This is a genomic window from Streptomyces sp. DH41 (assembly GCF_029813785.1).
GTDB lineage: Bacteria > Actinomycetota > Actinomycetes > Streptomycetales > Streptomycetaceae > Streptomyces.
In genome coordinates, this window is sequence record NZ_JARVKY010000004.1 from 193,713 (window position 1) to 202,999 (window position 9,287).

Consider the following 9,287-nt stretch of genomic DNA (forward strand, 5'->3'; position numbering starts at 1 on the left):
TTTCAGGGCGCTGAAACCATGGTGAAACCGCGCTGAAGGCGCCCTGCCGCACCATCTGCGGCATGACGACACCGACATCGCACCCATTCGCCATCGCGGCCAGGGGACTACGCAAGGCCTACGGCGACAGGACGGTCCTCGACGGCATTGACGTGCGGGTACCGGCCGGCACCGTCTTCTCGCTGCTCGGCCCGAACGGTGCCGGCAAGACCACCGTAGTGAAGATCCTGTCCACCCTCATCACCGCCGACGGCGGACAGGCCCAGGTCGCCGGCCACGACCTCACCGCCGACCCCCAGGCCGTACGCGCCGCGATCGGGGTCACCGGACAGTTCTCCGCCGTCGACGGACTGATCACCGGCGAGGAGAACATGCTCCTCATGGCCGACCTCCACCACCTGCCCAAGCAGGAGGGACAGCGGGTCACCGCCGAACTGCTGGACCGCTTCGACCTGGTGGAGGCCGCGAAGAAGCCCGCCTCGACCTACTCCGGCGGCATGAAGCGCCGCCTCGACATCGCCATGACCCTGGTCGGCAGCCCCCGCATCATCTTCCTCGACGAACCCACCACCGGCCTCGACCCACGCTCCCGCCACAACATGTGGCAGATCATCCGCGAACTCGTCTCCGACGGCGTCACCGTCTTCCTCACCACCCAGTACCTCGAAGAAGCCGACGAACTCGCCGACCGCATCGCCGTCCTCAACGACGGCCGGATCGCCGCCGAGGGAACCGCCGACGAACTCAAGCGCCTCATCCCCGGCGGCCACGTCCGGCTCCGCTTCACCGACCCCACCGCCTACCGCTCCGCCACCACCGCACTGCACGAGGCCACCCGCGACGACGACACACTCACCCTCCAGATCCCCAGCGACGGCAGCCAGCGCGACCTGCGCTCCATCCTCGACCGGCTGGACTCCGCAGACATCGAGGCCGACGAACTCACCGTGCACACCCCCGACCTCGACGACGTCTTCTTCGCCCTCACCGGCAACACCCGCGTCCCCGCCCAGCCCGACCAGCCCAAGGAGACCGTCCGATGAGCAACCTCGCCCTCGCCGTACGCGACTCGACCACGATGCTGCGCCGCAACCTCCTGCACGCCCGCCGCTACCCGTCCCTCACCCTGAACCTCCTGCTCACCCCGATCGTCCTGCTGCTGCTCTTCGTGTACGTCTTCGGCGACGTCATGAGCGCCGGCATCGGTGGTGGCGGCGCGGACCGCTCCGCGTACATCGCCTACCTCGTGCCGGGCATCCTGCTGATGACCATCGGCGGCACCGTGGTGGGCGCCGCGGTGTCCGTCTCCATCGACATGACCGAGGGCATCATCGCCCGCTTCCGGACGATGGCCATCCACCGCGGTTCCGTACTCGTCGGACACGTCATCGGCAGCGTCCTGCAGTCGGTCGCCAGCGTGGTCCTGGTGGGCGCCGTCGCCGTGGCCATCGGTTTCCGCTCCACGAACGCCACGGCCCTGGAGTGGGCCGCGGCATTCGGACTGCTGGTCCTGGTCGCCCTGGCGCTCACCTGGATCGCGGTCGGCATGGGCCTGGCCAGTCCGAACGCGGAGGCCGCCAGCAACAACGCGCTTCCGCTGATCCTCCTGCCGTTCCTCTCCAGCGCCTTCGTCCCCATCGACGCGATGCCGGGCTGGTTCCAGCCCATCGCCGAGTACCAGCCCTTCACACCCGCCATCGAAACCCTGCGCGGACTACTCCTCGGCACCGAGATCGGCCACAACGGGTGGATGGCGGTCGTCTGGTGCCTGGGCCTGGCCGTGCTCGGGTACCGCTGGTCGGTGTCGTTGTTCAACCGCGACCCGAAATGAGCGCACGGGCTGCCTCCCGCAGCTCGTCCCGCCCGAGGGCGGTGTACTCCGACACCGCGTCGGCGTAGGCCGCCCCGTCGGCGTCCTCGGCCGCCTTCCGGGCGCGGGCCGCCGACATCGTCGGCTGGAACTCGCGCAGCACCCGCAGCCGTTCGGCCAGCGCGATCATCCGTACGCCGGCGGTGTCGCCCGACGCCAGAGCCGCCATGCCCAGAGCGTGCAGAACCGTCCCGAACACCGGGAGCTCCAGGGGCGAACCGGCCGGGCGGGAGAGCATCGTCCGCAGCCGCTGCCGCAGCCGGTCGACCGGCTCCGCGACGAGTTCGAGACGGCCGGCGTGTGCGTGCGCCGTCACCGCCGCGGACTGGATCTCGAGGGCCCACGGGTCGCTCCAGGGGTCGCCGCCGTGCATCGAGCCGGCCGCGGGCATCCGCTCCACGGCGCCGCGCCACAGTCCGAGCCCGGCCTGCGTCAGCCCTCGGCTGAGTGCGATCTCGGCCCGCCCGCCGAGGTCGGGGCTGTAGAAGTCGTCCTGCTGCGAAGTGCCGTCCCGTTCGGCCTGACGCAGCCAGTACTCGGCCTCGTCCGGGTCACCGCGCTGCAGGCAGGCGAGTACGAGACCCCAGCGGATGCCGATGTAGTCGTGCTCGTCACCGAGCCGCGGAAGCGTTTCGAGCGCCGCCTTCAGGTGTCCGTACGCGGCTTCGCCCCGCCCTGCCTTCAGGTACAGCTCGCTCAGCCGGGAGTGGCCCATGACCTGTGTGGCCGGGTGGTCGATGGGCGTCAGCGCGGCGATCATCCGGCGGGCCGAGGCGAGTGCGCGGTCGAGGTCGTGCTCGGACTCCCAGACATAGCTGGCGACGCACTCGGCGATTCCGGCGACCAGGGGCCGCTCACTGCCGCAGAGCCTTCGCAGCACGTCGTAGTCGGGTGGCACCATCTCGGGGACCGCGCTCAGCACGACCGCGGTGGCTCGCAGCAGCGTGTCCGGTGGCGCCGGGGGCAGCCGCCGGAGGGTGACGAGGTGGCGTACGACGTACGGGCCCTGGCCCATGAACAGGCTGGCCGTGCACAACACCGCGGCGGCACGGGCGACTTCGACGTACTCGGGCTCGGGCCGGTAGTGCGACAGGTGTGGGCCGGTGTCGGCGGCGAGAGCGGCGAGGCGGGGGTAGTTGGAGTCGGTGGACCACAGGCCGGCGAGGACCGCGGTGAGGGCGGCGGTGGCGGGGCCGTCCGCACGGGCCAGGGCGTACCGCAGGGCCAGCACGAGATTGTCCTGTTCGCCCCTGATCGACTGCCAGGTGGTCAGCGATCGCGAGCCGGAGAGCCAGTCGTGGTGCGCGACCCCGAAGTCCCGTGCCCAGGTGAGGAATCGGCCGACGGCCTTCTCGTCCTCGCCCGCCTCCGCACGCCGGGCCGCGCTGAACTCCCGCACGGTCTCCAGCATTCTGAACCGAGCCCCGGCCGGGGTGTCGAAGGCGGCGAGCAACGACTGCTCGGCCAACTGCTCCAGGAGGAACAGCGCGTCCTCACCCAGCACCTGCTCCGCCGCCTCGGCGGAGGTGCCACCGGGGAAGACGGACAGCGTGCGCAACGCCGCCCTGGCGTCCTCCGCGAGCAGGTTCCAGCTCCACTCCACCACCGCGTGCAGCGTGCGGTGGCGCTCCGGCACGTCCCGCACCCCACCGCGCAGCAGCGCGAACCGGTCTCCGAGGCGGCGGGCGATCTCCGGCACCGACAGCACCCGCACCCGAGCCGCGGCCAACTCCAGGGCCAGCGGCAGCCCGTCGAGGTGGCGGCACAGCTCGGCCACCGCGTCCGGCGGCAGCTCCACGCCGGGCCGCGCGGCCCTGGCCCGGTGGGTGAACAACTCGACCGAGGTGTCGAGGCCGAGTTCCGGGAGTGCGTACACCGCCTCCGACGTGAGGCCCAGCGGGGCCCGGCTGGTGGCGAGCACTCGCAGATCCTTCGAGGACGAGACCAGGGCCTGTACGAGGTCGGCGACGCCCCGGACGACCTGCTCGCAGTTGTCGAGCACCAGCAGGGCGGGCCCCGGGCCGAGCACGCCGAGGATCCCGGAGACCGGGTCGGCCGGGGCGTGGCCGCTCACGACGCCGTGCCGTCCCTCGCCCGCACCGAGCGCGGACGCCACGTCCGCGGCCACGCCTGCGTCCTCGGTGACGCCGGCGAGCGGCACGAAGTACACCACGCGCTGCTCGGCCCGGCGGCTGACGGCGTGCGCGAGCCGGGTCTTGCCAAGTCCTCCGGGGCCTGTGACGGTGACGGCGCGCGAGGCACGCAGCAGCCGACGCACCGCCGCGATGTCCTCGTCCCGGCCGAGGAGCGGGTTCGGCTCGTGCGGAACGCCGTGCCTGACCACAGGCGCCTCGCCGCGCAACAGCTCGCGCTGTACCGCCTTGAGCCCGGCGCCCGGGTCCGTGCCGAGCCCGTCGCGCAGTTCACGGCGGTACGCCTCGTACCGTGTCAGCGCGGCGGACGGGCCCGCGGTCGCCGCCTCGCCGCGCAGCAGTTCGGCGAGCACCTCCTCGTCGCGGGGGTGCTCGGCGGCGGCCACGGCCAGCGGCCCGGCCGCCTCCGTGTGCCGCCCGAGGCGGGCGAGCGCGAGTGCCCGCGCGCGTACCAGTGCGTCGCGGACGGGGGCGCGTGCGGCACGCAACGCGGCCTCGGGGTCGTGGGTGGTGCCGGTCCCGTCAGGGGTGCCCTCCCACAGTGCCAGTCCGGCCTCGGCCGCGGCCAGCGATCCCGTGTGGTCCCCCGCTGCGGCCCGCTCCGCGCTCGCGGCGGCGTGCAGCAGCAGGGCGGAGCTGTCGACCTGGTCCTCGGGGAGGGTGAGCCGGTATCCGGTCGGCGTGCTCGCGAGGACTTCGGCGCCCAGTTGGGCCCGCGCCCTGGACACGAGGACCTGCACCGCCTTTCCCGGCCGCTCCGGCAACTCGTCCGGCCACAGGCCCGCCACAAGCCGCTCGGTCGTGCAGCCCGTGCGCACATCGCCCGCGAGCAGCGCGAGGAGGCCGCGGAGCCGGGGCGCGGTCACCTCGCGTCCGAGGTAGGCGACACACGGCAGCAGGGTCAGGTCGGTGGTCACGCGTGAAGATTAGGGCCCGTCCGGCGGATCGCGCTCACGGCGGGGGTCCCGGAGCCTGTTCACCGGACCGTGGGCGGCTGCCCCCGGCCGCGTGACCGGTGGCCGCGACGCCGCGCGGCCGAGCACCTCACTTGGTGGGCCGGCTCGGCCACCACGCGTGTTGCCGTCAGGTCCTCGCGCCACCGGCGGTCTCCGGACCTGCCCCCGGACAACGGCGCCGCGTCACACCCTTGACACGGTCACGACGATCGCTTGTATGGTCTAGTCCAACAGAACTCGCCGCTCCGCTTTCGGAGTTGCCCCCTTCCGGGGCACATCTCCCCCTGTCAGGGCGGCGAGTGCGCGTCACCTTCGCGCCTCTTGGCCCCCACCCACGAGAGGCCGTATTCGGTGCGTGCGGTCACCCCCACACATGACCGCGCGTGCCGTGGGACGGCCCGATGTGAAGGAGTTCCGCATGCACACCAACCGGAAGACGGCTGCCCTGATCGGCGCGGCCCTCGCGCCCGTCATCGCCGTCAGCCTCCCCGCCGCCTCGGCGAGCGCGCACGGCTACATCTCCGATCCGCCCAGCCGCCAGGCCCAGTGCGCCGCGGGCACCGTGTCCTGCGGGGACATCACCTACGAACCCCAGAGCGTCGAAGGCCCCAAGGGCCTCACCAGCTGCAGTGGCGGCAACAGCCGTTTCTCGGAGCTGGACGACGACAGCAAGGGCTGGGCCGTCACACCGGTGCCGAAGAACACCACGTTCTCGTGGCGGCTCACCGCACAGCACGCCACCAGCACCTGGGAGTACTACGTCGGTGGTCAGCGCATCGCGCTGTTCGACGACGGCGGCGCCAAGCCGGGTGCGGTGGTGAACCACCAGGTCGACTTCGGTGGCCTGACCGGCCGGCAGAAGGTGCTCGCCGTCTGGAACGTCGCCGACACCGACAACGCCTTCTACGCCTGCATCGACGTCAAGGTCGGCGGCTGACGGACGAGTGGCGGACGGGGAGCGACCGCCCTCCCTCCTGGGCGCCCGCGGCCGCTCCCCCTCCCCTCTCTCCCTCCCGCACACACGCCGTATCCCCCCACCGAGCAGGAGTCGCCCTCATGCAACCCCGCACACTCGCGTTGTCGGCCGCCAGCGGCGCGGCCGCCGTCCTCTGCGCGCTGACACTGGCGCCGACGGCCCTCGCCCAGAAGCCCGGCACCCGGGCCGCCGCCGAATTCGTGGTCAGCGAGGCGCAGTTCGACCAGATGTTCCCTGGCAGGAACTCCGTCTACTCCTACAGCGGTCTCACCGCCGCACTCAACGCCTATCCGGGTTTCACGAACACCGGCAGCGACACGGTGAAGAAGCAGGAGGCCGCCGCCTTCCTCGCCAACGTCAGCCACGAGACCGGCGGACTCGTGCACGTCGTCGAGCAGAACACCGCCAACTACCCGCACTACTGCGACGCCACCCAGCCCTACGGCTGCCCGGCCGGCGACGACGAGTACTACGGACGCGGGCCCGTCCAGCTCAGCTGGAACTTCAACTACAAGGCCGCCGGGGACGCCCTCGGCATCGACCTGCTCAACAACCCCGACATGGTCCAGAACGACGCGTCCGTGGCCTGGAAGACCGGTCTGTGGTACTGGAACACCCAGTCCGGGCCCGGCACCATGACTCCGCACGACGCCATGGTCGACGGTGCCGGCTTCGGGGAGACCATCCGCGCCATCAACGGCAGCCTGGAGTGCGACGGCGGCAACCCCGCTCAGGTGCAGAGCCGGATCGACAAGTACCGGCAATTCACACAGCTCCTCGGCGTCGAGCCCGGCGGCGACCTCAGCTGCTAGCCAGAGGCCGCGTCACGCACGATGAGCGGATCGGGCCGGCGACACGGACACTCCCTAGCCGATGAGCGCCTGCCTGATCTGCCGAGTGGTCTGCGCGGCGACGCCGGGGTTGGTGGCGGCGTAGGAGACGTAGGCGTTCAGGCCCGTGGCCAGGGCCCAGCCCCGGCCTCGGGTCCAGGTGGCGTCGTCCACACCGAGCGCGGCACGGAAGGCGGTTCGGGGTACGGCCGACATCAGGGTGAAGGCGATGGTCAGGTCGCGGGCCGGGTCGCCGATGCCGAGGCCGCCGAAGTCGATGACCGCGCTGAGACGGCCGTCGACGGTGAGCAGATTGCCGGTGTGGAAGTCACCGTGGAACCAGACCGGAGGACGGCCCCAGGCCGGCACGCTGAGCGCCGCGTCCCACAGCTCGGTCATGGCGGCCCTGTCGAACGCGCCGCCGACCTCCGTGATGGCGGCTCGCGTGGCTTCGTCCCGAGCGGCCAGCGGCTGGACGGTGGGGTCCTCGACGAGGCTCCGGGCCGCGGCGGCCTCCTCGGGCTCGAACCGCTGAAGCGCGGACAGGAAACCGGCCAGTTCCACCGCGGTCTCGCAGGAGTCGGCCAGTGCGCCGACGGTGGCCACCTCTCCGTCGAGCCAGCGGGTCACCGCCCACGGCCAGGGGTAGCCGAGACCGGGCTCCCCCACCGCCACCGGGACCGGAACGGCCAGGGGCAGGTGCGGGGCGAGCCGGGGCAGCCATTCGAGTTCCTTCCCGGCCTGCCCGATGGCGCCGGCGTGGCGGGGCAGCCGGACCGTCAGCTCCTCGCCCAGCCGGTGGATCACATGGTCCGAGCCGGCCTGCTCGAGCAACCGCAGAGGCAGCCGCGCCCACTGCGGGAACTGCCTGTCCACCAGGCGTCTGACCAGGGAGGTGTCGATCGAGGGGCGGCCCGGGACGCTCACGGTTGCCAAGGACGGCTCCTGGAGTCGGCCCGCCGCGTGCGGCGGGCGGTCCCTCCCATCACAGCGCCTCGCGCGCACTCCTGTCGACCGAATTCCTCCGTCTCTCACCCCGGGCCGACCAGCGACCAGCCGGTACGGACGGCGTTCGTCCGCCTGGTGCGGAGCGACGGACGTCAGGTGTCCATGGACTCGGCGAGGGAACGGGGGCGCAGATCGGTCCAGTTGGACTCGACGTACTCCAGGCAGGCGTCCCGGGTGTTCTCCTCGAAGACGGTCCTCCATCCCCCGGGCACCTCCGCGAAGGACGGCCAGAGCGAGTGCTGGCCCTCGTCGTTCACGAGGACGCGGAAACGGCCGTCGGTGTCGTCGAAGGGGTTGGTGCTCATACGCGGCGCCTCCGAAAAAGTTAGGTTAGGCTCGCCTAATTGTGATTGAGCTTAGCCTTCTCGCTTTCCGCTCCACAAGGAGACGTACATGAGGTCGGGGAACGACACCTTCGCCGCCTTCGGGCTGTCCGGAGCGCCCGGTACCGAGGCCTTCTGGGCGACTGCCAAGGCCCCCGCGCCGGTCCCCGACGGTGACGGCTGGACGACCCTGTTCCTGCGGCGGGGGTCCGAGGCGGCGAGCGTCGGCTTCGAGAGCTGGTCGCGGCCGGTGCCCCTGCGGCGGTGGGGCGACACGGACTGCTGGTACGCCGAGGTGCGGATGCCGGCGCGGCTGCGGGTCACCTACCAGTTCCTGGTGGGTGACGCGGCGTACGCGGACCCGTTGAACCCGGTCGGTGCGGGCGGTGACCGGTCCATCGCCGCGACCCCGGACGCCCCGGCCCAGCCGCACTGGCCCCTCGTCGGCGCCGGCACCGACGTCGTACTGCCCCTGCCCCGACACCGGCTCCGCTGGAGCAGCGAGCGGCTCGGCGGGCGGCGTACCGTGCGGGTCCACCCGGCGGGCGGCGGTGGACCGGTGGTCCTGCTGCTCGACGGGGACGACTGGCTGTACCTGCACCCGGCGATGGTCGCGTTCGACTCGGCCGTCGCCAGTGGTGCGATGCCCCCGGTCACACTCGTCTTCCTTCCCGCCCGGGACAGGAAGGCCGAGTTCGGGTGCCGGCCCGGACTGTGGGAGGCGGTCCGGGACGAACTGCTGCCGCTGGTGGCCGAGTCCGGCGTGACCGCCGACCGGGACCGGCTGGTGGTCGCCGGGCAGAGCCTGGGCGGGCTGAGCGCCCTGTACGCGGCGCTGGAGTTCCCGGAGCTGGTGTCACGCGTCGCCGTGCAGTCCGCGTCGTTGTGGTGGACGCCCGGCACCGCGGACCTCACCGACCCGTTGGGCGGGCCGGTGGGCGGCGCCCTCGCCGCGCGCCTGCGCGGGCGGCCCGATCTGTCCGGTCTCCGGGTCGCGTTCGACGTGGGGGAACACGAGACGCGGATGCTCCCCCACTGCGGCCTGGTGGAGACGCTGGCCCAACAGGCGGGTGCCACCGTGCGGGTGTCCCGGTCGGCGTCGGACCATGACCGGGCGGGCTGGCGGCACGCCCTGCTCAGGGACGTCGCCTGGGCACTCGGTAGGGACTGA

General features: G+C 72.2%; 8 protein-coding genes. 5 read left to right on the top strand and 3 right to left on the bottom strand.

The annotated features are described in order from the left end of the window. Positions 1–62: 62 nt before the first annotated feature. Together QC283_RS09485 and QC283_RS09490 are read left to right on the top strand one after the other, a co-directional pair. Entirely contained in the window at positions 63–1,043 is a 981-nt protein-coding gene (locus tag QC283_RS09485) for an ATP-binding cassette domain-containing protein (RefSeq protein ID WP_279560947.1), read from the top strand. Then, positions 1,040–1,831 (top strand): ABC transporter permease, encoded by a 792-nt coding sequence (locus QC283_RS09490; protein WP_279560948.1) that lies wholly within the window; start codon positions 1,040–1,042, stop codon positions 1,829–1,831. The genes QC283_RS09485 and QC283_RS09490 overlap by 4 nt, the downstream gene beginning before the upstream one ends. Here the strand turns inward: QC283_RS09490 and QC283_RS09495 are convergent. Continuing rightward, positions 1,812–4,940, bottom strand: coding sequence for an ATP-binding protein (locus QC283_RS09495; protein WP_279560949.1), 3,129 nt, complete (start codon positions 4,938–4,940; stop codon positions 1,812–1,814). The genes QC283_RS09490 and QC283_RS09495 overlap by 20 nt on opposite strands. A 457-nt stretch (positions 4,941–5,397) precedes the next feature. Between QC283_RS09495 and QC283_RS09500 the strand changes: the two genes are divergently transcribed. Further along, a complete protein-coding gene (locus QC283_RS09500) occupies positions 5,398–5,916 on the top strand; it encodes a lytic polysaccharide monooxygenase auxiliary activity family 9 protein (protein ID WP_279560950.1) in 519 nt (172 codons plus the stop codon). Between the two features lie 119 nt (positions 5,917–6,035). Then, the gene (locus tag QC283_RS09505) at positions 6,036–6,767 is read left to right on the top strand and encodes a chitinase (RefSeq protein WP_279560951.1); all 732 of its coding nucleotides are present in this window, start codon (positions 6,036–6,038) and stop codon (positions 6,765–6,767) included. A gap of 54 nt (positions 6,768–6,821) precedes the next feature. Here QC283_RS09505 and QC283_RS09510 read toward each other — a convergent pair whose 3' ends face one another. Beyond that, positions 6,822–7,721 (bottom strand): aminoglycoside phosphotransferase family protein, encoded by a 900-nt coding sequence (locus QC283_RS09510; RefSeq protein WP_279560952.1) that lies wholly within the window; start codon positions 7,719–7,721, stop codon positions 6,822–6,824. 164 nt (positions 7,722–7,885) lie between these two features. Continuing rightward, positions 7,886–8,098, bottom strand: coding sequence for an MbtH family protein (locus tag QC283_RS09515; protein WP_279560953.1), 213 nt, complete (start codon positions 8,096–8,098; stop codon positions 7,886–7,888). 88 nt (positions 8,099–8,186) lie between these two features. On the opposite strand from QC283_RS09515, the gene QC283_RS09520 reads away from it, so the two are divergent. Next, the gene (locus QC283_RS09520) at positions 8,187–9,287 is read left to right on the top strand and encodes an alpha/beta hydrolase-fold protein (RefSeq protein ID WP_279560954.1); all 1,101 of its coding nucleotides are present in this window, start codon (positions 8,187–8,189) and stop codon (positions 9,285–9,287) included.